General features: G+C 43.3%; 23 protein-coding genes and 1 pseudogene. 14 read left to right on the top strand and 10 right to left on the bottom strand.

Features of this window, described 5'->3' with window-relative positions:
- Positions 1–322: 322 nt before the first annotated feature.
- From A5883_RS03295 to A5883_RS03320, 6 genes are all read right to left on the bottom strand, one after another.
- Positions 323–868 carry a TIGR01440 family protein gene (locus A5883_RS03295; protein ID WP_176285398.1) on the bottom strand — a complete coding sequence of 182 codons (546 nt, stop codon included), beginning with the start codon at positions 866–868 and terminating at the stop codon, positions 323–325.
- Between the two features lie 5 nt (positions 869–873).
- Positions 874–1,353 (bottom strand): ECF transporter S component, encoded by a 480-nt coding sequence (locus A5883_RS03300; protein WP_015510153.1) that lies wholly within the window; start codon positions 1,351–1,353, stop codon positions 874–876.
- Positions 1,350–2,138: a bifunctional hydroxymethylpyrimidine kinase/phosphomethylpyrimidine kinase gene (gene thiD, locus A5883_RS03305; protein ID WP_086337992.1), complete on the bottom strand. Its 789-nt coding sequence runs from the start codon at positions 2,136–2,138 to the stop codon at positions 1,350–1,352. The genes A5883_RS03300 and thiD overlap by 4 nt, the downstream gene beginning before the upstream one ends.
- 103 nt (positions 2,139–2,241) lie before the next feature.
- Positions 2,242–3,768, bottom strand: a complete 1,527-nt coding sequence (gene zwf / locus A5883_RS03310; protein WP_010749749.1) for a glucose-6-phosphate dehydrogenase — start codon at positions 3,766–3,768, stop codon at positions 2,242–2,244.
- 9 nt (positions 3,769–3,777) lie between these two features.
- Complete coding sequence (locus tag A5883_RS03315) at positions 3,778–4,425, bottom strand: metal-dependent transcriptional regulator (protein ID WP_015510150.1); 648 nt, start codon at positions 4,423–4,425, stop codon at positions 3,778–3,780.
- Between the two features lie 143 nt (positions 4,426–4,568).
- Positions 4,569–5,804, bottom strand: a complete 1,236-nt coding sequence (locus tag A5883_RS03320; RefSeq protein ID WP_015510149.1) for an aminopeptidase — start codon at positions 5,802–5,804, stop codon at positions 4,569–4,571.
- A gap of 231 nt (positions 5,805–6,035) precedes the next feature.
- On the opposite strand from A5883_RS03320, the gene A5883_RS03325 reads away from it, so the two are divergent.
- Positions 6,036–6,611 carry a TetR/AcrR family transcriptional regulator gene (locus tag A5883_RS03325; RefSeq protein WP_005228861.1) on the top strand — a complete coding sequence of 192 codons (576 nt, stop codon included), beginning with the start codon at positions 6,036–6,038 and terminating at the stop codon, positions 6,609–6,611.
- A 55-nt stretch (positions 6,612–6,666) separates the two neighbouring features.
- On the opposite strand, the gene A5883_RS03330 is transcribed toward A5883_RS03325, so the two are convergent.
- Positions 6,667–7,113: a flavodoxin gene (locus A5883_RS03330; protein WP_086337993.1), complete on the bottom strand. Its 447-nt coding sequence runs from the start codon at positions 7,111–7,113 to the stop codon at positions 6,667–6,669.
- A gap of 176 nt (positions 7,114–7,289) precedes the next feature.
- Between A5883_RS03330 and map the strand changes: the two genes are divergently transcribed.
- The 8 genes from map to A5883_RS03370 all read left to right on the top strand — a co-directional run bounded on the left by map (position 7,290) and on the right by A5883_RS03370 (position 15,631).
- The gene (map, locus tag A5883_RS03335; RefSeq protein ID WP_005228863.1) at positions 7,290–8,054 is read left to right on the top strand and encodes a type I methionyl aminopeptidase; all 765 of its coding nucleotides are present in this window, start codon (positions 7,290–7,292) and stop codon (positions 8,052–8,054) included.
- Positions 8,055–8,133: 79 nt separating this feature from the next.
- On the top strand, positions 8,134–9,057 hold the full coding sequence (locus A5883_RS03340) for a YihY/virulence factor BrkB family protein (protein WP_005228865.1): 924 nt from the start codon (positions 8,134–8,136) through the stop codon (positions 9,055–9,057).
- A gap of 19 nt (positions 9,058–9,076) precedes the next feature.
- Positions 9,077–10,297 carry a glycosyltransferase family 4 protein gene (locus tag A5883_RS03345; RefSeq protein ID WP_015510147.1) on the top strand — a complete coding sequence of 407 codons (1,221 nt, stop codon included), beginning with the start codon at positions 9,077–9,079 and terminating at the stop codon, positions 10,295–10,297.
- A gap of 282 nt (positions 10,298–10,579) precedes the next feature.
- Positions 10,580–11,566, top strand: a complete 987-nt coding sequence (locus A5883_RS03350; protein ID WP_086337994.1) for an aldose epimerase family protein — start codon at positions 10,580–10,582, stop codon at positions 11,564–11,566.
- A gap of 141 nt (positions 11,567–11,707) precedes the next feature.
- Complete coding sequence (locus A5883_RS03355) at positions 11,708–12,154, top strand: CopY/TcrY family copper transport repressor (protein WP_086337995.1); 447 nt, start codon at positions 11,708–11,710, stop codon at positions 12,152–12,154.
- A gap of 37 nt (positions 12,155–12,191) precedes the next feature.
- Complete coding sequence (gene copZ, locus A5883_RS03360) at positions 12,192–12,401, top strand: copper chaperone CopZ (protein WP_086337996.1); 210 nt, start codon at positions 12,192–12,194, stop codon at positions 12,399–12,401.
- A gap of 126 nt (positions 12,402–12,527) precedes the next feature.
- Complete coding sequence (locus A5883_RS03365) at positions 12,528–15,002, top strand: heavy metal translocating P-type ATPase (RefSeq protein ID WP_086337997.1); 2,475 nt, start codon at positions 12,528–12,530, stop codon at positions 15,000–15,002.
- Positions 15,003–15,103: 101 nt separating this feature from the next.
- On the top strand, positions 15,104–15,631 hold the full coding sequence (locus tag A5883_RS03370) for a hypothetical protein (RefSeq protein ID WP_010749742.1): 528 nt from the start codon (positions 15,104–15,106) through the stop codon (positions 15,629–15,631).
- A 163-nt stretch (positions 15,632–15,794) separates the two neighbouring features.
- Here the strand turns inward: A5883_RS03370 and A5883_RS03375 are convergent.
- Positions 15,795–16,524 (bottom strand): annotated as a pseudogene (locus A5883_RS03375) (DUF2087 domain-containing protein).
- Positions 16,525–16,702: 178 nt separating this feature from the next.
- Here A5883_RS03375 and A5883_RS03380 point away from each other — a divergent pair.
- Together A5883_RS03380 and A5883_RS03385 are read left to right on the top strand one after the other, a co-directional pair.
- Positions 16,703–17,872, top strand: a complete 1,170-nt coding sequence (locus A5883_RS03380) for a pyridoxal phosphate-dependent aminotransferase (protein WP_086337998.1) — start codon at positions 16,703–16,705, stop codon at positions 17,870–17,872.
- A 194-nt stretch (positions 17,873–18,066) separates the two neighbouring features.
- The gene (locus A5883_RS03385) at positions 18,067–18,975 is read left to right on the top strand and encodes a phosphate ABC transporter substrate-binding protein PstS family protein (RefSeq protein ID WP_016608721.1); all 909 of its coding nucleotides are present in this window, start codon (positions 18,067–18,069) and stop codon (positions 18,973–18,975) included.
- A gap of 145 nt (positions 18,976–19,120) precedes the next feature.
- Here the strand turns inward: A5883_RS03385 and pnpS are convergent, their stop codons facing one another.
- The gene (gene pnpS / locus A5883_RS03390) at positions 19,121–20,857 is read right to left on the bottom strand and encodes a two-component system histidine kinase PnpS (protein WP_086337999.1); all 1,737 of its coding nucleotides are present in this window, start codon (positions 20,855–20,857) and stop codon (positions 19,121–19,123) included.
- On the bottom strand, positions 20,854–21,561 hold the full coding sequence (locus tag A5883_RS03395; RefSeq protein ID WP_005228895.1) for a response regulator transcription factor: 708 nt from the start codon (positions 21,559–21,561) through the stop codon (positions 20,854–20,856). The genes pnpS and A5883_RS03395 overlap by 4 nt, the downstream gene beginning before the upstream one ends.
- Positions 21,562–21,711: 150 nt before the next feature.
- On the opposite strand from A5883_RS03395, the gene A5883_RS03400 reads away from it, so the two are divergent.
- Genes A5883_RS03400 through ffh form a run of 3 tightly spaced genes read left to right on the top strand, consistent with a single transcriptional unit; the run spans position 21,712 to position 23,946 of the window.
- On the top strand, positions 21,712–22,185 hold the full coding sequence (locus tag A5883_RS03400) for a DUF523 domain-containing protein (RefSeq protein ID WP_016608717.1): 474 nt from the start codon (positions 21,712–21,714) through the stop codon (positions 22,183–22,185).
- Positions 22,175–22,513, top strand: a complete 339-nt coding sequence (locus A5883_RS03405; protein WP_005228897.1) for a putative DNA-binding protein — start codon at positions 22,175–22,177, stop codon at positions 22,511–22,513. Before A5883_RS03400 ends, A5883_RS03405 begins: the two co-directional genes overlap by 11 nt.
- Positions 22,514–22,527: 14 nt before the next feature.
- On the top strand, positions 22,528–23,946 hold the full coding sequence (gene ffh, locus A5883_RS03410) for a signal recognition particle protein (protein WP_005228902.1): 1,419 nt from the start codon (positions 22,528–22,530) through the stop codon (positions 23,944–23,946).
- The last annotated feature ends 146 nt before the right edge of the window (positions 23,947–24,092 follow it).

The following is a 24,092-nucleotide window of genomic DNA, read 5'->3' on the forward strand; positions in this document are numbered from 1 at the left end:
ATTCTTGCTGCATTCAGTCTACCAAGGAAAGAAAAAAGAAATTTGCGGGCTTACTGGCATCTTTCTTTTCTTTTTGTGATGAAATTGTGACGAATTTATGACAAAAGGAAGGCGACAGCTGCCGCTCTTTTTACGCAAGAAAGGAAACAGAATTTGAAGTAGAAAAAGCTGCCATAAGATGGAGCGGAGAAAATAGTGAAAGGAGAGCACATTTAAGGAAGGAAAGGAGAGGCAATAGCAGGAACGTTGACACAAAAAAAGCACGCCGAAGCATGCTTTTTCCTTTTGAAGATGGTTTTTCGCTCATTATACGATTCGCTTATTATGCGTAATGAGCACGAGGACCACCGATATATTTGGGCCGTGATCCCAGAGCTGTGACATGGGCAGCGCCAAGGGTCTTGATAGAGGGACGGATCGGGATTTGAACATGTTTGACATGCATACCGATCGCTGTGTCGCCGATATCGATACCCGCTTTGGCCACAATGTGCTCCACTTCGATAGGCTCATCGAACAACTGGAAAGCCGCAACTGAGCAAGCACCGCCTGCATGCAGCTGGGGCACTACTGCGACTTCTTCTAATTGATATAGTCGAGCCGTTTCACGCTCAACGGCTAAAGCCCGATTGAGGTGTTCACAGCCTTGAACGGCTAAATGAATATTTTTAGGACGCAAGATCGCTCGCAGTGTTTCGACGATGATCATGCCTACTTCTTGACTGGAATTTTTGCCAATCAAGCCGCCCACGACTTCACTTGTTGAACAGCCAAGGACAAAAAGATCGTTTTCACCAACGTTCGCTGTCGTAATGACTTCTTCAACGATCGTAGTTAAATCCGTTTTTAATTGATTGATATCTGTCATAAGAATCACCTTTCATTTAAAGAAAACTTTTTCGTGCGGCGCAAGGCATGCGTCAGCGGTAAAGCAACGATGCTGCCAAAGACCGTTTGGATCAAATTACTTGGAATCGAGGCGATCCCAGCGCCTAACCCGAATAGTAAAACTGTTGCTGCTGCGTAGCCGGCGATCATGATCAAGCTGCCGACAATGACGGCTGCTAGTGGCCGGTGGCTCATTCTGCCTACGATCCAGCCTTGTACACCATGAATCACGATGGAAAAGAAGGCCCATTCAGGGTAACCTGATAGAAAATCAATGATGCCGCCGCTCATTCCACCGACGAAGGCCCCGGCGCTAGGACCAAACAAAAGGGCCGAGATATAGATCCCTGCTTCACATAAGGTCACAAAACCCTTCGTTTGCGGAACAGGAATGATAAAGGTCAAAGAAAGTGCACACGTGAGTGCCGTCAGCATAGCGATCGTAGTTAAATTTCTTACTTTCATAGGTGTTCCTCCTTTTTAAAATAGGCGAGCTGATTGACGTTGCCAGAGGTTCCTAAAGGCAGACCGTCTTCGATCCCTGCCCAAACAAATGCTTTTGCAGTTTGAACAGCTGTTTCCAATGAAGTGCCTTTGGCAAGTAAAGCGGCAATCGCCGATGAAAGGGTACACCCAGCACCGTTGGTAGTCGTTCGGGTACTTTTTTCTGCTTCGAAAACAGTATATTGCCCAGAGTGGTATAAAAGGTCGTAGGCTCTTTCTCCAGTTAGTCGACTGCCACCTTTGATCAGGATATTTGGGGCACCCAATGCATGGATTTTTTTCGCCGCGGTTTTCATCTCTGCTAAAGAGGTAATGCTTTGTCCAGATAAGTGTTGTGCTTCGAGTAGATTAGGTGTCACTAATGCTGTGTAAGGAAACAATGAGATCAATCCTGCTTGATAGGAGTGGTTAAAGGCAGTATCTCCTTCTTTGAAGGCGAGAACGGGATCGAGCACGATCGGTCCGGTAAATGTTTGTAAAAAATCTCGCAGCAATTCAATGATGGCGGTTTGATGAAGCAGCCCGATTTTGATTGCATCTAGGGATACGACCGAACGCAGTGAATCCAGTTGTGCTTGGATCACAGGCTCAGGGAGATCATGGAACATAAGATCATCCTTGATGGCGACCACACATGTTAATAGGGCATGGCCAAACACCCCGAATTCCTCAAATGTTTTCAAATCAGCCGTCATGCCGCCACCTGCCAAACTGTCGAGACCGGCGATCGATAAGACTTGTTTCATGTCTGCTGCTCCTTTCATTTCTCATTTCTTTCTATTATAAACAGTCGGTAAAAAAGAAAAACGGCCAATTGGATGTTTTTTCCTCATCCAATTGACCATTTGCTTATTTCTCATTTAGTAAATCTCGCTCACGATACCATTCATCGGGACGCCAGATCCATTCAAAGCCATCGGCAGCTAAGAGATCATAGGCTGCTTGGGGGCCCATCGTTCCTGCGGCATAATTTGGAAAATCAGGTGTTTCTTGGTCCCAAGCGTGACGGATCACATCAACGATGCGCCAAGATTGGGCAACTTCATCCCAGTGGGTAAAGTTAGTGCCATCACCGTTCAAGGCATCTAGAATTAGTTTTTCGTAAGCTTCAGGGGTGTTTTCGACGATTTCAGTACTATTTCGGTAATCGAGCTTCACTGGCAATGTCTCAAACCCTTGGCCAATTTCTTTTCCGTTCAAGGAAAGAGAGAAGCCTTCCGTCGGTTGAATGTAAATCGTCAGCACATTCGGTGCCAAACTCTCGATTTGCTTTTGTTCATTCAGGTCTTGCTTAAAGACATTGACTGGGACTTGTTTAAAGACAATGTTGATGCGAGTGCCTTTTTCCGTCAACCGTTTCCCAGTGCGTACATAAAATGGTACGCCGGACCAGCGGAAGTTATCGATCAAAAATTTCCCAGCAACGAAGGTTTCCGTTGCCGATTCTTCATCCACATTGGCTTCTTCACGGTAGCCAACAAATTTCTTGTCTTCTAATTGTCCCTTATCGTATTGACCACGTACGAAGTGTTGTTTCACTTCTTCTTCGGAGTAGATACGGATCGCATTTAAGGCTTTGATTTTTTCTGTCCGTAATTCTTTTTCAGAAAAAGCCACTGGCGGTTCCATGGCTAATAAGGAAAGAATCTGCAGAATATGATTTTGGACCATATCCTTCAAGGCACCGCTCTTATCATAATAGCCGCCGCGTTCTTCTACGCCTAAGTTTTCTGCGATATTGATCTGAACATTGTCAATGTAACGATTGTTCCACATTGACTCAAAAATGTTATTGGCAAAACGAATCGCAGAAATATTTTGGATCATTTCTTTTCCTAAATAGTGATCGATTCGGTAGATTTCTTGTTCCGTAAAGACTTGATTGATCTCTTCATTCAATTCTTTTGCTGAATTATAGTCGCTTCCAAACGGTTTCTCGATGATCACCCGATGGTAGCCGTCAGTATCCAGCATTCCTTGGGATTTTAAGTGAGAAACGATCGTCCCAAAGAAATTAGGGGACATTGCTAAGTAAAAAATCTGATTGCCTTCTAAATGGTATTTCTGATCTAAGGTTTCCGCCAAATCCTTTAATGAATCATAATGGCTCGTATCTGTTACATCATGTGATTGGTAGTAGAAATGAGAAGCGAATGTCTCTGCTTGTTCTTGTGAGTCACTCAACTCTTTGATTGTACCCATCACCACTTCACGATAGTGTTCATCCGACCAAGGACGGCGTGCAGTACCAATGACTGCAAAATCTTCTTTCAAATCGCCTTTTTTGTACAACCGAAACAAAGAAGGATATAGTTTGCGTTGGGCAAGGTCGCCCGTACCGCCAAAAATCGTAAAAAGGACCTTTTTTTCCATCATCTTCACTCCTTACAGTTTATCGACAAAAATCGTGCTGGCGGCTTTGTAGCTGACAGCAATTTCTTTTGTGTCATTTTTGATCGTAATCGGACCCTCGTATGCTGCCGCATCGATGATCTCGTATTCTTCATGAATATTCAATTTGATCGAAACGAGATAATCCAGCAGTTCTCGTTCGTCAAGGACACGGGCGATACGAATCTTGGTTCCTACCGGATAAGAACTCATGGTGTTTTTTTCGCCTTCGTGAATGAGTTCTCCTTGTTCAGGAATCATTCCCCCATGTGGGCAATACCGAGGATGATCAAGGTAGGCTTCTAAGCGGCTCGCCAATGTTTCTGAGGTGACATGTTCTAAAACTTCTGCGTCATCATGAACTTCATTCCATGAATAATGCAGGTGCTCTACAAGAAAGACTTCCCATAAACGATGCTTACGAATGAGGGCACTTGCAGAAGCTAAACCAGTTTCAGTCAACTGTACCCCTTGATAAGGTGAATGTTCCACTAAGCCTTCTTTTAATAATTTTGAAATCATTTCACTTACTGAAGCTGCTGAGACGTCCAGACCTGACACGATTTGTTTGTTATTGATCTTCTTTTGGTCACCACCAAGCTCTAAGATGAGCTTTAAATAATCTTCACGATTTGGTGTCATCGGATCCATCCTCTCTTATCAAAGACTATCAAAGTAGATTTTATCAAAAAAGCCAGCTGATTACTATGAAAAAAGCCGCCGGTTCTCAATGTTCTATGTAAAAAGAAGACCGAGGGGAGCTACTCCACCTCAGCCTTTTTTTATTAAGCCCAATCACCATTGCGGAAGACAGGAACTGTGGTGCCATCTTCTTTGATGCCATCGATGGACATTTGGTCAGAGCCGACCATGAAGTCTACGTGGGTTTGGCTGCGGTTTAAACCAGCCGCTGCCAGTTCTTCTTCACTCATCTCAGTGCCGCCTTGTAAGCTGAAGGCATAAGCAGAGCCTAAAGCCAAGTGGTTTGAGGCATTTTCATCAAACAACGTATTGAAGAAGATGATGCCAGATTGTGAGATAGGGGAAGGGTCAGGGACTAAAGCGACTTCACCTAAAGATTTCGCTCCTTCATCGATCGCTAGCAATTTGCCTAACACTTCTTCGCCTTGTTCTGCAGAAAAGTCCACGACTTTACCGTCTTTGAAGGTGAATTTCATGCCAGAAATAATCGTACCTGCGTAGCTCAATGGTTTCGTACTTGAAATATAGCCATCGATGCGACGATTATCTGGGGCAGTAAAGACTTCTTCTGTCGGCATGTTCGCCATGAATTTTTCATTGCGGGTGTTGTAGCTGCCAGCACCTTCCCACAAGTGATTTTTTGGTAGGCCGATGATCAAATCGGTACCCGGTGCTGTATAGTGTAATGCGCTGAATTGTTCTTTGTTCAATTCTTCTGCCTTGACTTGCAGTGTTTCATCATGTTTTTTCCAAGCAGCAACAGGATCTTCTTCGTAGATACGCGTCGTTTTGAAAATTTGATCCCATAGCTTGTCTTGTGCTTCTTCTGGGGAAGCATCAGGGAACACTTTTTGTGCCCAATCTTGACCTGCAGCAGCAACAACGGTCCAGCTGACTTTGTTGGCTTGTGTTGCTTGACGCAGTTTCATCATCGCCTTACCAGAAGCTGCTTGGAAAGCGGCGACCCGATCTGAGTCAACGCCCGCTAACGCATCGGGATTGGCAGAAACGACACTGATGCGGCTCGCACCTTTTTCGACCCAATCTTCTGTCTGATCAATTTTGTGTTGAGGGATCGTAGACAAACGATCCTCAGCTGCATGCGCAAGAAATTCTTTTTGAACCACATCGTCGGTCCATTGAACGATTACTTCATCAGCGCCTAGCTCATACGCTTTTTTTGTCAATAGTCGAGCTAACGGTGCTTGGTCCACGGCGATTTGGATGACGATGGTGTGCCCTTTTTGGACATTTACACCAACTTCTGTGATCAGTTGGGCATATTTTTCAAGGTTCTGATTAAAGTTTGGTAAAACCATTAAAATTCCTCCATTTATTCTAAAATTATAACTGTCTTCATGATAGCACTAAGTATTTTTGAAAACAAACGAAAAAGAGAGCAAAAAAACAGAGGTCTTCAAATTGAAAATCTGGAAACACTAGGGGCAATAATTTTAAAAGTTTTTTTGCAAACTTAAAAAAACATGATACAATAAGTAAAAGGTATTTCTGAAAGCGATGTATAGCAGAATTAAGGAGATTAAAAAATTATGGCAAGAAAGAAAACTATTACTAGAGACCAGATTTTAAAAGCTGCCTATGAAGTTGTCGCAACCGAAGGATTTACACGTTTTACCGCACGCAATATCGCAGCGAAGATGAAATGTTCAACGCAACCGATCTACTTAGAATTTAAAAATATGGATGACTTAAAAAATGCATTGATCAATCAGATTTACGACTACTTAGCGACAGAAGTTTTTCCAGTTGAAAGACGGGGAGATGTCATCGTTGACTTAACGTTAAATTATATTGGCTTTGCAAATAAAGAAAAACGATTATACCGAGCGCTATACTTAGAAGAGCATGGTGGTGGGGATTCCATGCAGCAGTTTTCATTTGACCTTTTTGTGAAATCAGTAAAAAAAGAACCAAAGTATCAAGATCTATCGGACGTGAAATTACAGTCCTTGCATACTGGTGTCTGGATCGTCGCTACTGGCTTAGCGGCATTGATGTCTTCGGGGATCATTCATCCCACAGAAGATCAGATTGCTAAGCTGATGACGGAAACCACCGATAATATTTTAGCAAGAGAAACACCCATCGATATCAGTTATCATTAAGCAAACAAGAAAACCTCCGACAGAATCAAGTGATTTTGTCAGAGGTTTTCTTGTTTTATTCTGCAAATGCTTCCGCTAGCTTTTTGGCAAAGGCTTCTAAGTTTTGAATATCGTCTTCGTCCGCAGCCAAGTCGACCTTGACGCTATCTGCCCCTTTTGTTGCACCTGTCTTACTAAAGACGGCTTCAAAGTCATCGACGGACTTACAAAAGTCATCATAAAACGTATCGCCAGAGCCGCAGACCCCAAAGATTTTGCCACTTAAATCAAGTTCTTGCAAATCTTCGTAAAAATCGACGATCTCATCAGGCAATTCACCGTCACCGTATGTATAGGTTGCGACGATACAGATATCGGCGTCTTCAAACTCATCGGCATCCACTTGGGTACACTCATTCATTTCAACTTCCATGTCAAGATTTTCAAGGGCTTCAGAAACGATATCTGCAATTTCTTCCGTATTCCCCGTCATACTCGCATAGACGATTTTTGCTAAAGCCATGGGCTTTTTCCTCCAATCTCATTCCTATTCTCAAGGAAAACTCTCTTACAGATTATAGCAAATGCACGAAAGATTGAAAACAAAACTTGAAAAACTCTTTACAATGTCTGTGAATTTTGTAAAATAAGGGATTTCTATGGTAAAATAAGAGGAATTTAATTAAGGGAGACGAGAACATGATTACATTAAAATCTGCCAGAGAAATAGACCGCATGGCCGAATCCGGCGCGCTGTTAGCAGATGTCCACAAACAATTACGCAGCTTCATCAAACCTGGTATCACCAGTTGGGATATCGAAGTGTTTGTCAGAGATTATATTGAAAGCCATGGCGGAATTGCCGCCCAAATTGGTTTTGAAGATTACAAATATGCCACTTGCTGCAGTATCAACGATGAGATTTGTCACGGGTTCCCCCGAAAAAAACCATTGAAAGATGGCGATCTGATCAAAGTTGATATGTGTATTGATTTAAAAGGCGCCATTTCTGATTCTTGCTGGAGTTATGTGGTAGGAAACTCGACGCCTGAGATCGATCGTTTAATGGAAGTAACCAAAAAAGCGTTGTATCTAGGAATCGAACAAGCCCAAGTTGGCAACCGAATCGGTGACATCGGTCATGCCATTCAAACCTATGCGGAAAAAGAAGGCTACGGTGTCGTGCGCGATTTCGTTGGACACGGCATTGGTCCAACGATCCATGAAAGTCCGATGATTCCTCACTACGGAGAAGCCGGCAAAGGGTTACGTTTAAAAGAAGGAATGGTTATTACCATCGAACCTATGATCAATACAGGGACGTGGAAAATGAAAATGGATCCTAACGGCTGGACCGCCTATACTCTAGATGGTGGCTTAAGTTGCCAATACGAACATAGTTTGGCGATCACCAAAGAAGGGCCACGCATTTTGACTTCTCAAGGAGAAGAAGGAACCTACTAAATTTTGGCGGTAGGAGACTTCTGATTGTTACGTATGACAAAGAAAAAAAGGCAGATGATTCGCTGGCGGAGGAAGAAACATGAAAATCGTTGATAAAGTAAAAAGCAATCAAAAGCTGATGCGTTTCATTGAAACAACGCAAAATAGAATAACCGATTCAGAGATGGGGACCACATCGGTCGTCGTCGCCTACTATTTATTGCTTTCACTTTTCCCGTTAATGATTGCGCTGGGAAATCTGTTGCCTTATTTATCGATTGATCCGAACACGGTTTTATCTTATGTACAAGAATTGATCCCTAGTCAAATCTATGACTTTATCGGACCAGCGATCGAAAACCTCCTCACCACAAGCTCTGGCGGGTTGTTATCGATTTCCGCCTTGGCTGCGTTGTGGTCTGCGAGTCAAAGTATCAATGCCTTGCAAATTGCGATGAACAAAGCCTTCGGTGTGGACCAACGTTCCAATTTTATCGTGGTGCGCGCAGTATCATTTGTGATCATCCTGCTCTTTATGATTGCGATCGTTGGTGTTACGATGGTATTTGGGCTTGGAAAAATCATTCTTGATTTTTTGCAGCCGATTTTTAAGTTTCAAGACAATCTGATCGATACGTTCCAAACAGTCAAATGGCCAGTCACGATCGTTGCTTTGCTGTTTATCATGATGCTGATCTATTGGTTAGTGCCGAATGCAAAGGTCAAGTTGCGTTCGACTTTGCCAGGGGCGATCTTTGCAACGATTGGCTGGATGTTGCTGTCACAAGTGTTTGGCTTATACGCCCGTTACTTTGCTGCGAAAATCATTGGCTATCAAATTATTGGAAGTTTTATTGTTTTAATGATCTGGTTGAATCTTGCTGCGACGATTATTATCTTGGGTGGAATCATCAACGCAGTGGTAGAAGAGTATGTGTCGGGACAAGAGATCAAAGAACGAACAGATCCTGTTCAGCGGATTTCTTCGAAAATCGAAGATACATTTACCAATAAAGAGAAATAACGGAAAGCGAGAATAAACGATGGATTTTGCATTCAAATTTGTAATGCGCTTATTTATAACAATGATCGTGTCTTTAATCCTAACACCGATCATTAAATTGATCTCTTTTAAGATCGGCGCAGTCGATCGACCAGGAGATCGCCGAATCAACACCAAGACAATGCCGACCGCAGGGGGACTGAGTATTTTTCTTTCGTTCTCTTTTGCATTGCTTTGGGAATTCCGTGCAATGATTCCTTTTGACTATGTCTGGCCGATGCTTTTAGGTGCAGCCATCGTCGTAGTTACTGGATTATTGGATGATATCTTTGAGTTGACGCCCCTGCAAAAAACACTGGGTTTGACGTTAGCGGCTTTGGAGATCTATTTTGTGGCTGGCATCAAAATCAGCACGGTTTCGATCCCTTATCTCGGGGTTTTTGACTTGGGCTGGTTAGGCTTACCTATGACGATCCTATGGATTTTGGCGATCACGAATGCGGTCAACTTGATTGACGGTTTAGATGGTCTAGCGAGTGGGGTCTCCATTATCAGTCTGACAACGATTGGGATCATTAGTTACTTCTTTTTACCAAACTCCGTTGAAGTACCGATGGTGATTTTTACATTGATTGCCGCGATCGTAGGCTTCTTTCCTTACAATTTTTATCCAGCCACGATTTTTTTAGGCGATACTGGGGCGCTTTTTCTAGGTTTCATGATTTCCGTCCTATCGTTGCAAGGCTTAAAAAATGCGACCTTCATTACAGTGATCACCCCAATGCTGATTTTAGGGGTACCCATTACCGATACCGTCTATGCGATGATTCGTAGAAAATTCAATAAACAAAAGATCTCTTCAGCAGATAAAATGCACTTGCATCATCGCTTACTTTCATTAGGGTTTACCCACCGTGGCACGGTCTTGACGATCTATGCCTTGGCGATGGTTTTTTCATTTATTGCATTATTGATGAATTATGCCAGTAACACCGCAATCATCTTGCTGATCATTAGTACAGGTTTTGGCATCGAATTGTTTATCGAGTTGATTGGTTTGGTGGGAGAAAATCGTCAACCACTCATGTGCGCGCTGAAGTTTCTTGGAAACCGTCGATTCAGGCAAAAAGTCTTGAAGGCGCGAGCGGAAAAGAGAAAAGACAAGCAAGAAGAGGAAAGCGAAGATTTAGCTGCTAGCGCTTCTCAAATCAAGGAAAAGCGACGAAAGAGAAAACATTACCAAGCAAAACACAAAAAATAAACGATACAGTTGCGGCAAAGGTGTCCAACAGGTGAGATGAATACGAGTGATCGTTGAAGGTCAGGAGGAGTCAGTGCTTCTTCTAGCGCGTTCTCTTACGATCAGCTGTCGATGATTCGATCAATCCGTTGGCGATACTTGCCGCTTTTTGTTTGTTTGAAAAATGGTCAGACAAATATTATTTCCTGTCGAATTCTTCCGTCTTGAATTGACGGATCTAGCCCTAAACGTCTATACTTAAAAAGAGCAGCAGACTAATCAAAGAAAGAAGGATATGAACGAATGCCAAATGTGAAACAACTGACGTCAGAAAAAATGGGAACAATTTATGAGCTTTCCAATGATAGCGGTACCATCGTAAGGCTAAGTCCTGAAGGCGCACGCTTATTGGATTGGGTCGTTCCAGTAGAAGAAGGTCGCGACATCGTGGTCGGTTATGACACGATCGAAGGACATCGCCAAGCACGTTATTATGGCGCAACGATCGGCCCTGTGGCGGGAAGGATCGCAGGTACTCGCTTTGAGATCGACGGACAAGAATACCAAACGGAAGACAATGATGGCGGCAATACGCTTCATGGCGGTTCAAAGGGGCTGGATACTGATACATGGATTACTGAAACCTTTGAAGAAGCAGACAAAGCTGGGGTGATTTTTACTACCACACGGCAAGATGGCGATGGCGGGTTTCCTGGGAATGTTCGTTATCAAGTCACCTATACGTTGACGAATGACAATGAACTATTGCTTGCTTATGATGCCAACACTGACAAAGCGACTTTATTTAACCCAACGAACCACGGTTATTTCAATTTGACAGGTGATACCCAACAGCCGATCGATGACCATTTGGTTCAAATCAATGCCGAACATGTGGCTGAAACGAATGACGATGTGACGACGACCGGTGAAAAAACGCCTGTCGCAGGCACAAAGTTTGATTTTAGACAAGAACGCCCGATGGGAACGACGATGTTGGATGATCCGTTCTTATTAGACCATACACAAGAGTGGGATCTAAAAGTAACCAGTCCCGATCAAAAAGTGCAGCTGACTGTAACTACTGACCGTCCTGCCGTTGTTATTTACACAACGGGTGAGAGAGAAGCTGGCGCACCAATGAAGACTGGTCCTTTTGCCAATCATGGCGGGATGGCGATCGAAACACAAGGTGTTCCTGGTTCTGAGAAATTTACCCACTTTGGTGAGATCGTGTTGCGTCCAGAAGAACCCTTCCACTCTGTGACGACGTATCAGGTCCACTTTTAAGCATAGGAACCAAATCATTTTTAATGAAATAGAAAAAAGCATTGTCAAAACGCAGAAAGTTTGGCGATGCTTTTTTTTGACAAAATCCGATTACAGATGTAAACTTAAAAATGTGAATCACTTATGAAAGGAAGTGGACAAATGCAATCTGTGGTCGAACCAATCAAAATTAGCGATTCTGAATGGGAAGTCATGCGTGTGATCTGGACATTAGGACAATCCGACGCGAAAGAGATCACCGCTTTATTGAGCGAAAATAAAAATTGGAAAGCAGCAACGGTCAAGACGCTTTTAGGACGACTCGTCAAAAAAGGCGTATTGAAAACAGAAAGCCAAGGAAAAAAATTTGTTTATTCGCCGCTTGTTTCCGAAGAAGCAACCGTTCGCAGTGCAGCTGAGAATCTTTTTTCTCATATTTGTGCCAAAAAAGTTGGGCAGACATTAGCAGAAATGATCCAAGAAGCAGCATTGACGGCAGAAGATTTGGCGATGCTCCAAGCAGCAGTCGACCAAAAAGTGCCAGTAGCAGCGATTTCATGTAATTGTATTCCTGGTCAGTGCCAATGCAAAACCCATGAAACAAAATAAGTAGCCAACGAACTGTCAAAAGAAATGAGGAATCGTAATGAAAAAAAACATGCAAATCAGCGGAATGAATTGTGCCCATTGTGCCGCAAAAGTTGAAAAAGCGCTTAGTGAAGTACCGGGTGTGAAAAAAGCCAAAGTGGATTTGAAAAAAGCTCGCGGAACAGTCAAGTTTGACGAGTCGCAAGTGACAGAAACAGCCTTAGTCAATGCGGTCACCGAAGCGGGTTATCAAGGGGTATTTAAGTAAGCAATGGAATTGCTAAAGTGAAAATGAAAAATCAAAACAAATGAAAAGTGTCCAGCCGCTTGAAGCTTTTGTATGAAGGAGCAAGACTGTACGCACATTCAGTGAAATAGGAAGGGGAATACTAGGATGAATCAGAAAAAAACGTCTTCCGCAAGTAATAGTCAGACGTCAAGCCATCATAGGCATGAACCTGCTTTGAATGAGCGGGATAATGGTACACAGGGAAAAGAGCAACATGCGCAATCACAAGTGACAGAAGTCCCTGAGCCTAGCCATGAGATGAATGGGATGGATCATCACAAGGCGACATCAAAACAGCAGGAGCATGAAAGCTCCGATAGTAACCATGGTCCTATGGATCATGAAGTGTCCAGCATGGACTATAGCCATAAGGGCCATGAGATATCTGGCATGGATCACGGCCACAAGGACCACGAGATGTCTGGCATGAACCATAGTCACATGAATCATGAGATGTCTGGCATGGAACATAGTCACACGGATCATGAGATGTCTGGCATGGATCACGGCCATAAGGACCATGAGATGTCTGGCATGGAACATAGTCACATGAATCATGAGATGTCTGGTATGGATCATAGTCATATGGATCATGGAATGGGTGGCATGGATCATAGTATGCATATGGGAAATTTTAAGCAAAAGTTTTGGCTATCCTTGGTTTTGGCGATTCCAATCGTCATTTTATCACCAATGATGGGCATCGAATTGCCCTTTCATTTCACGTTTCCTGGCTCAGATTGGGTCGTATTGCTTTTAGGAACGATCCTGTTTTTCTATGGAGGGCAGCCGTTTTTAAGTGGTGCGAAAATGGAATTGAAACAAAAAAGCCCAGCCATGATGACGTTGATTGCTATGGGGATCACGGTTTCTTATTTTTATAGTCTTTACGCATTTATCGCCAATCATTTTCTTGCTGTTCCTCATGTAATGGATTTCTTCTGGGAACTAGCGACTTTGATCGTGATCATGTTGTTGGGCCATTGGATCGAGATGAATGCCGTTTCTAATGCTGGCAATGCATTACAGAAATTAGCAGAACTATTGCCAAAAGAAGTGATTCGGAAAAATGCGGATGGATCAGAAGAACAGATTCCATTAGAAGAAGTGACCAACAAAACACAGTTGATCGTTCGCTCAGGAGATAAGATTCCTACCGACGGAACGATCCTTGAAGGAGAAACAACAATCGATGAGTCGGCAGTGACTGGTGAATCCAGACGGGTACCTAAAACCGTCGGCAGTACTGTCATTGGAGGATCTGTCAACGGCAATGGTACCATCACGATGGAAGTCACAGGAACTGGGGAAGACAGCTACTTAGCGAAAGTCATGGAAATGGTGCGAAAAGCCCAAGCAGATAAATCCCGCTTAGAAGCACTTTCGGACAAAGTGGCAAAATGGCTGTTTTATATTGCGTTAGTTGCTGGTGTCTTGGCATTTGCTGTATGGCTGTTTGTTGCTGACCTACCGACTGCTCTTGATCGAATGGTCACGGTATTCGTCATTGCCTGTCCCCATGCGTTAGGGCTAGCGATTCCCCTTGTGGTTGCTCGCTCGACATCGATCGCTGCCAAAAATGGCTTGCTCTTAAAAAATCGCAACGCACTGGAGAATGCGCATCATGTTGATTATCTGATCCTCGATAAGACCGGTACGTTAACAGAAGGAACGTTTACCGTAACTGGCATCGAGGCGACAGGCAGTCTTTCTGCATCAGAAGTACTAGCTTACCTAGCAGGTCTTGAGAAAACCGCCAATCATCCGATCGCAGAAGGTATTTTAGCCCAAGCTGAAAAGGAAAACATCACAGCCAAAAAGGCGACTGTTGTTCAAACAAGGACAGGGATTGGTCTGGAAGGCGTGATCGATGGGCAGAAGTGGGCGATCGTCAATCAAAAAGGATTGGAGCAATTAGCCATTCAGTATCAAGGGAACTCCTTGGAAAATTATCAAGAACAGGGCAATACCATCAGCTATTTGGTTCATGACGGCAAAGTGGAAGGAATCGTCGCATTAGGGGATAAGGTGAAACCAGAAGCGAGTCAATTTATTCAAAAAGTGAAAGACTTAGGCATCACACCAGTTATGGCTACTGGAGACAACCAAGAAGCGGCGCAAGCCGTAGCCGATTACCTAGGAATCGAAGCCTTCCATGCGGCAATGTTGCCAGACGATAAAGAACGTCTAGTCAGTGACTATGTCAAAGAGGGCAAGCGCGTCGTAATGGTAGGCGATGGGATCAATGACGCCCCAAGTCTTGCAAGAGCGACGATCGGGATTGCGATCGGAGCTGGTACCGATGTAGCGATCGATTCAGCCGATGTCGTTTTGACGAATAGCGAACCTCAAGACATCTTGCACTTCTTGACTTTGGCGAAAAAAACAAGACGCAAGATGATTCAAAATCTCTGGTGGGGCGCAGGATACAATATTTTTGCCATTCCTTTGGCAGCTGGCGTCCTCGCACCGATCGGGATCATTTTGAACCCAGCAGTCGGAGCTGTCTTGATGTCTATGAGCACGATCATCGTTGCCATCAATGCAATGACCTTATCAATCGAAAAAAGCGGCGATTAGCCGCTTTTTTGTTTCTTTTCCTAGGAGCAGTGAAATACCTCTATAATCTGCTTCTGGATTTATGCTATAATGTGTTCGTTGAGACAAGGAGGACGTTGATTATGGAACTGAAGAAATTGGATGTTCCCACTACTTCAATTACTGAAGTAAAAAAATCTCCGATGGATGTATTTAATCAAGCGCGAGAAGCAGGAACAGCAGTATATGTATTCAATCGTGAAAAAGTGGCGGGGGTCATGTTGACACAAGAGCAGTATGAAACGTTATTGCAGGAATTAGATTATTTGCGTCAGCGACCGATGATGGAAGAAGAACCCGAACAGCCGCCAGTGGCAGGGCTAGAGGAATTCTTACAAATCATGCGGCAAGCGCTGATCACCGGTGCGAGCATCTCGGCAAAAAATTTAGATGAGCGAATGGTGGCGTTAGGGTTCATCACTCGTAAAACTGGTTTTGGCGGTGTCGTTGACATGGTGAACGAATTGAAAGAAACAGGCAAGATCGTTTACCAGCTACGTAAAAAACAAGATGGTAAATCGGTGACCGCTGAAGTCATTGGAGAACAAGACAATCAAACGCAATTATTTGATAAATTGATCATCAAAAAAATCTTTCTAAAAGAAAAATAAACGCTGGAACTTGTCCCAGCGTTTCAGACGGTAGACAAAGTACGGATGTGTTCGTACTTTGTCTTTTTTTCTATAAAATACTGGAGCTTGTTAATTTTTTTAAAACTGTGAAAGATATTGCTCATCCAACCAACAAAAGTTCCAGCCAGTTACAGACTAGGTTTTAAGTCAGCCAGTAAGTTTTCCCGTCTTTCGTCCGTTGCATAAATCCGTATTCGATCAAATAACGTCGGACAGTGACGTAATCGGTGATCGCTTGTTTTAATACATCATTGACGGCAGCTTCTGAATAATTTTTCTTCGGATCAAATTTTTGTGCCAGTACACTCAAGACAACGATCTTGCGCTTTTCTTTGCTGGGAAACTGTTTGATAAACCCCGTTTCATCAAAATAAGTAGCAATGATCTTTTCTCTTTCACTAGCCGTAATGGCATAGCGATCATCAAGCATCGTCGCCCCTTTGTGAGGCGGCAGCAACGGGGTATCTTGCAACAAGGACATGATGCTTAAAAAAACAGTCGCTTGTCGCTGTTTTTCTTTTAGCTTAAAGCGATGATTCCTGACAGTCGAAGAAGAGATACCTAAGCGCTGGGCAATCACAGTGTCGCTAACATCTTGGGCAAACAGTTGTAAAATCTCCTGTTGGCTTTCTGATAAGCCTGTTTGTTCTTTGGGTAAAGTCAACAATGCGGATAAAACGGTTCCGTGATGCTCCGTGATGCTCAGTGATATGCTGCATCATTCGTTTTTTTGCTGTAAAAAAGGCGCCATCAATGGGATAGATTTCTTCTTTGTCGAAGGTCTCCTGACAAAAGACGCAACAATAATCCGTTGGTGTTGCGACATATCCTTGCTGATAATCAGAAAGGGTAAACTCTTGATAAGGTTTCATTTTGGATTCTCCTTTTGTTGTTTAGATATATACTAACATAATTTGGATTTGTTTGTAAATAAGCAAACGGATTTATCGTTATTAGATTAATTTCATCCGTTGCTTAAAATCGTCGCCTTTTTGTGTTAGGATTAACAACAATAGCGAATGAATTTGCTTAATTCAAAGGAGTGATACTATGGCAGACGTAAGCCAACGCTTCAATCATGAAGTGTACAATATAGCTGTTTCATTGATTCGTAAATTTGATGAACGGGTTTCTTCAATTCCTGATATTTTAAAGTTAACGTTAGGCGAGCCGGATTTCAACACACCGGAGCACGTGAAAAAATCGGGTGTCCAAGCAATCGAACAAAATTTCAGCCACTATTCTGGAATGGCAGGCTTAGCAGATGTTCGGCAAGCAGCCAGTCTCTTTTTGAAAAATAAATATCAGCTTGATTACGACTTTCAATCAGAAGTATTAGTGACGATCGGTGCAACGGAAGCAATCTCAGCTTCGTTATTAGCTACGTTAGAACCTGGTGATAAAGTGATTTTACCAGCACCAATTTATCCAGGCTATGAACCAGTCATCCATTTAGCTCATGCCAAACCGATTTATCTTGATACGACGGATAATGACTTTGTTTTAGCGCCAGAAGTTTTGGAAGCAGCCTTAAAAGAACATGGGGAGCAAGTCAAGGCAGTCATTTTAAATTATCCTAGCAATCCAACAGGGGTCGTTTATACCCGAGAACAAGTCAAAGCATTGGCAGAAGTTTTAGAAAAATACCCCGTTTTTGTTATTAGCGATGAAATTTATAGTGAGTTGACTTATGATGAAACCCACGTATCCATTGCTGAATACTTGCGGGATCAAACGATCGTGATCAACGGCTTGTCGAAATCACACGCGATGACTGGTTGGCGCGTCGGCTTCATTTTTGCACCAGCAGCGTTGACTGCTCAGATCATTAAGGTCCACCAATACTTAGTGACCGCGGCATCAACGATTTCTCAAAAAGCCGCAGTGCGGGCATTGATCGAAGGCATCAACGATGCAGAAGTCATGAAAGCCGATTACCGTGAACGCCGAGATTACTTGTTTGAAAAGATGACTGCCCTTGGTTTTGAAATGGCGAAGCCATCTGGTGCATTCTACATTTTTGCCAAAATACCAGCAGGTTTCAACCAAGATTCCATGGCTTTTTGTGTCGACTTAGCCGAAAAGAATCAATTAGCAATCATTCCAGGGATCGCCTTTGGTCCCGAAGCAGAAGGCTATGTTCGTTTAAGCTATGCGGCAAGTATAGAAAACTTGGTGGAAGCGATGGATCGCTTGACACGCTATATGCAAAGCAATTGATTCTACAAACGTTTCTTTAGTTCATAAGTGTTAGATAAAGTAAGCCCCCTCTGCTGGATGCAGCGGGGGCTTTTTTAGGCAATCGACGAACTTTACAAAAGATTTACATCGCTTTATCGATTCTTTACATGAAATCCATCAAGGGTTTACACCGCCTTGCTAAACTAAGCATATAACGAAAGGAGATTTACTAAATGAAAAAATTGGGACTTTTATTTTTTGCAACTGGATTATTATTAGCTGGCTGTGGGAGCGGTGGCGCAAGCACTGAGAGCAGTCAAGCATCAGGCGGATCTTCATCAGGTGCCGCATCAAATGAAAATGTAGAAATTTTAGCTGTGGGCTCAACGGCATTGCAACCCTTGGTTGAAGCAGCAGGTGAAAGCTTCTCAGCAGACAATCCCAATTATACAATTACGGTTCAAGGTGGCGGCAGCGGAACTGGCTTAAGTCAAGTAGAAGCAGGCGCGGTGACGATCGGCAATTCCGATGTGTTTGCGGATGAAAAAGATGGTGTGGATGCTAGCAAATTAGTTGACCATAAAGTAGCCGTAGTTGGTATGGCACCAGTGGTAAATAAAGACGCAGGCGTTACGGACCTTAGCCAACAAGATTTAATCGATATTTTTACAGGCAAAGTGAAGAATTGGTCTGAACTAGGCGGAGCAGATCAAGAAATCTCTGTAATCAACCGCGCATCAGGCAGCGGTACGAGAGCGACCTTTGAAAAATGGGGCTTAGATGGTGCAGAGACGATCCAAACACAAGAGCAAGATTCTTCTGGAACAGTCCGTAAAATCGTTGCTGAAACACCAGGAGCAATCAGCTACCTTGCTTTATCCTATTTGGACGATTCGATCCAAGCGCTATCTCTTGATGGGGTAGAAGCGACTCCTGAAAATATTGCAGATAACAAATGGCCAATCTGGTCTTACGAGCATATGTACACGAACGGCGAGCCAGATGCAAACGTCAAAGCCTTTCTTGATTACATCATGACAGACGATGTCCAACAAGGAATCGTTATCGAATTAGGTTACTTGCCAATCACTGATATGAAAGTAGAACGCAGTGTAGACGGCGAAGTAACGAATGTTGAATAGTGAAATGACCGAAGAAGGAGAATGCTCCTTCTTTTTTTGTTTAGAGCATCAAGAAGATGCTATTAGCTGGTGCTTCATTTGGTAATGAAAAACAACTACAAAAACAGCCGATAACAATTATTCACCTGTTATCGGCTGTTTTTTATCAATAATCATCTTTTTCATGAAGCGGCAAAGTCACCGTAAAGGTAGAACCAATTTTGGGGAAACTGTCAACCTTGATGCTGCCGCCTAATAATTTGGTATAGTCTTTGACGATAGCCAGCCCAAGTCCAGTGCCGCCAGAATTGCGAGCGCGGGCTTTGTCCACCCGATAAAACCGCTCAAAAATCCGTTCCTGATCTTCTTCATCGATGCCGATGCCTTGATCCTGCACTTGAAATAACAGCTGGTCGTCTTGCTCTGAATAGGATAATGTGATGACACCACCAGGTTTTGAATAGGTGACAGCATTTTCTACCAGATTTTTTACGATGGGCTGCAGCAGCTCTTTTTTGGTAGATAAAATGAAGGGTTCGGGTCCTTCAAATTGAAAGGTCAATTGCTTCTTACCAGCTGCGGGACCATAGGTTTGAACGACTTGTTGCAGCAGCTCAGAAAAGTTGATCGGTTGGTCGACATACTGGAAAGAATCACTGTCTTGAGACAGTTGGATGATATCTTGTATTAGATTTTTCAAGCGATAAGCATCTTTTTGAATGATCTCTAAAAAGGTCTGCAATGTTTCTGGGTCTTCTTTGGCGCCGTCCAGCAGTGTTTCGGTAAACCCAATCAAGGAAGTTACCGGCGTTTTTAATTCATGGGAAACATTGCCGACAAAATCTTTTTGCATTTTTTCTAATTGTCGGATGCGCGTCAAGTCATAAGAAATACCAATCAACTGGTTTTCTTGGAAGCTTCGCAAGGTAACATCCAAGACTTTTGAACGTTCTCCGCTAAGGGTGGTTTCCGCATGGAAAATAGGGGTCTCGTCGTTAAATTGATAGATCAATTGGATCAGTTGTGTGTCATGAATCACTTCAGTGAAGGGCTGCGGCAAGGTTGGCGCAGTTTCCATCCCCAACTGTTCTTGCATCGTCGGATTCAACAGCAGCAGTTGATTTTCTTCATTAATGATAAAGACACCGATCATCAGTTCACTGAGCAAGCCGTACAGCTGTTGTTCAGATGCCGCATAGGCACGATAGGTCTGGCTCATTTGTTCGCTCAGCTGATTGATCAGTTGATACAACTCGTCATGTTCAGGGGTTTCTTGCATAATGATTGCTTGTTGATCGGGCGAGGTGATCATTTTTTTTACGACGGGCAGAATCGTTTGGATTGGACGATTCCGCTGACGCAGCGTGTGAAAAATCAGCAGGCTGATCAAGAAACAAAAGACAAGATAGACAATCAAGATCGATTGCTTGATTCCTTGGTTTTTCGCAAAAAAAGCAGCAGTCGGTTCTGCGATCCGCAAGATTTGAGTTAAGTTTCCATCTTCTTTGACAGGAATCGCCACGTAAAGCAATTCTTCATGCAAGGTGTCGCTTTCCCGCAACGATTGACCAACGGCGCTTCCGCGCAAAACGGCTTGAACTTCTGGACGATCGGAGCGATTTTCATGGAGAGTATGATCATAAGTATCGAAAATGATTTGGCCTTGATCATCTAACAAAGTGATGCGGCTATTGCTGTCTTGAACATAGGCATCGGCAAATTGTTCGAGCGCTGCGGTTTGGTTATCTGAGAGATTCAAAAACACAGCGGCTTTCTCTTGCAGAAAATCCACTTGCTGGGCGATGACTTGCTGACGGTAAAAACTGCTTAGAACTTGCCAACACAGGAAAAAAATCAGCAATAGACCGATTGACCATAAACCATAGCCATAGCGTTTTTTCATTGGGTCGGCTCCTGAAATTTATACCCAAATCCTCGAACGGTCACCAAGTATTCTGGACGCTTTGGATCAGCTTCCAATTTTTCTCTTAAATGACTGATGTGAACATCCACGATGCGACTTTGTCCATCAAAGTCGAAATTCCAAATACGATTGAGTAAGGTATCGCGATCGATCACACGGCCTTTACGTTTCATAAAGTAAACCAGCAACTCGAACTCTTTCGGTGTCAGGAAGATTTTCTCCCCATCCACACTGACCTGAAAATTGGTCAGATCGGCTTGGATTCCGCCGATTTGCAAGATTTCTGCAGGTTGATCTTCTTCTCGTGCTTGTTGACGAGGTTCTAAGCGACGGAAGATGGCCTTCATTCGAGCCAATACTTCTCGAGGGCTGAAGGGTTTCGTCAGATAGTCGTCAGCCCCGATCTCTAAGCCCAAGATCCGGTCGATCGGATCATCTTTTGCGGTCAAGACGAGGATCGGTGTCTCGATTTTTTCTTGACGTAATTTCTTTGTGATTTCGATACCGTCCAAATTCGGCAGCATGACATCCAAGATGATAAAGTCAAAAGGTTTTGACAACGCCAAGTCGAAGGCTTTTTGACCATCTGAGGCGGAAACGACTTGGTAGCCCTCTTTTTCTAAATTAAAGGTTAAAAGTGTGACGATTGAAGGTTCATCATCGACAACGAGTATTTTTTTCATGATAGACTCCTTTCGTTTCTTTTTTTCAAGAAACGATTAAATTTCAACGAACAAGTCCTATTTTAGCATGAATAGACAATTGGTACTATTGCAACCACTAAATAAATGCTATAATAAAGGACGATTTCATAGGAAAGCTGAGGGTGCTAAATGATTGGAATCAGTGCGTGTCTAGGCGGTGCCCTTTGCCGCTACGATGGAAAACATCAAGCAGTACCACAATTGATCGAACTTGTTCGTGCGGGTCAAGCCATGATGGTCTGTCCAGAAGTTCTTGGCGGCTTGCCGATTCCACGTGAACCGGCCGAAATCGTCGGTGGCGATGGGGTGGATGTTTGGGCGCAACGAGCGAAGGTCGTCACCATTTCAGGAGAAGACGTGACGGAACAATTTACTAAAGGCGCGAAAATTGCTTATCAAAAATTACAAGAGCAAGGCATCACCCAACTGATCTTAAAAGAGAAAAGTCCCTCTTGTGGCAGTCAGACGATTTATGATGGCAATTTTTCTGGAATCAAAAAAACAGGGGTCGGTGTCGCTTGTGCCTATTTTCGACAACAAGGCATGACTGTTTTGTCCGATGTCGAATGGCTTGCAAAACAGGAGGAAGCAAATGGAAATTGAAAAGACCAATCGCATGAATGCGTTGTTTGAGTTTTATTCCACGTTATTGACGGAAAAACAGATGAATTACATGGAATTGTATTACGCAGATGATTTTTCTCTAGGAGAAATCGCTGAAGAGTATCAAGTTAGCCGTCAAGCAGTCTATGACAACATCAAACGCACCGAACGTATTTTAGAAGACTATGAAAAAAAACTACATATGTTTTCGGATTATATCATGCGGGAAGACTTGCTGGATCAGCTAAGCGAGTATACGAAAACCCACTATCCAAAAGACGAAACCTTACAGGGGTTTATTCAACAGCTCCAAGAAATTGAAGAATAAAGGAATGAAAAAAAATGGCATTTGAAAGTTTAACTGAACGCCTCCAGCAGGCAATGAGCAAACTGCGCAGAAAAGGAAAAGTATCTGAAGCAGATGTAAAAGAAATGATGCGTGAGATTCGTCTAGCTTTATTAGAAGCCGACGTCAATCTGCAAGTTGTAAAAGAGTTTACCAAAAATGTCCGTGAACGGGCAGTGGGGGTAGAAGTATTAGAAAGCCTATCTCCAGCGCAACAAATCGTTAAGATCGTTGATGAAGAATTAACCAAAACATTAGGATCAGAAACAGTTGGGATCGAAAAATCACCGAAGATCCCAACGATCATCATGATGGCTGGTTTGCAAGGGGCAGGGAAAACCACCTTTGCTGGGAAATTAGCCAACCATTTGATCAAAACCGAAAACGCACGTCCATTAATGATCGCTGGTGACGTGTACCGTCCAGCTGCGATCGACCAGTTGAAAGTATTAGGGCAGCAATTGGATGTACCTGTTTTTGATATGGGAACTGATGTCAGTCCAGTTGAAATCGTCCGCCAAGGATTGGCTTTGGCTCGGGAAAAGAAAAATGACTACGTTTTGATCGATACGGCAGGTCGCTTGCATATCGATGAAAACTTGATGGAAGAGCTAAAACAAATCAAGGACTTGGCACAGCCAAATGAAATTTTACTGGTAGTGGATGCGATGACAGGACAAGATGCTGTCAACGTGGCGGAAAGCTTCAATCAACAACTGGGGATCACAGGGGTAGTCATCACCAAACTAGATGGCGATACTCGTGGCGGGGCGGCATTGTCGATTCGTCAAGTTACGGGCGCTCCAATCAAGTTCACTGGTACCGGTGAAAAATTGACCGACCTTGAAGTATTCCATCCAGATCGGATGTCTAGTCGGATTCTCGGTATGGGTGATATGCTGACTTTGATCGAAAAAGCACAGCAAGATTACGACGAGAAAAAAGCAGAAGAGCTTGCTCAAAAAATGAAGGAAAACTCCTTCGACTTCAATGACTTTGTCGAACAGATCGATCAAGTTATGGGCATGGGCCCAATTGAAGATCTCTTAAAAATGATTCCGGGAATGAGTCAAATGCCTGGTATCGAAAATGTCAAAGTTGATCCGAAACAAATTGCTCGACAAAAAGCCATGGTTTATTCTATGACACCAGCTGAACGGGAAAATCCTGATTTGTTAAATCCAAGCCGTCGCCGCCGTATTGCTGCTGGTTCTGGAAATAGTGTCGTCGAAGTCAACCGTATGATCAAACAATTCAAAGAATCTCGCAAAATGATGCAGCAAATGAGTAAAGGGAATATGAACATTCCTGGCATGGATCAAATGTTTGGCGGTGGGGTCAAAGGGAAACTTGGAAAAATGGCCATGAACCGCATGGTCAAGAAACAAAAGAAGAAAAAGAAAAAACGCAAATAATCGTTTAACACTGATAGGAACTGAGAACTGAACCTTATCTTCGTGTAATTAAAAAAACATGATCTGAAAAGGCACCAAATCGAGAAGCTGTACCTGCTAATTCTAGCAACTGCAGCTCCTCAGATTGCCTTCTTCAGGTCATGGTT

The sequence above is a fragment of the Enterococcus sp. 5B3_DIV0040 genome, from assembly GCF_002140755.1.
In the GTDB taxonomy this organism is placed as follows: domain Bacteria; phylum Bacillota; class Bacilli; order Lactobacillales; family Enterococcaceae; genus Enterococcus_D; species Enterococcus_D casseliflavus.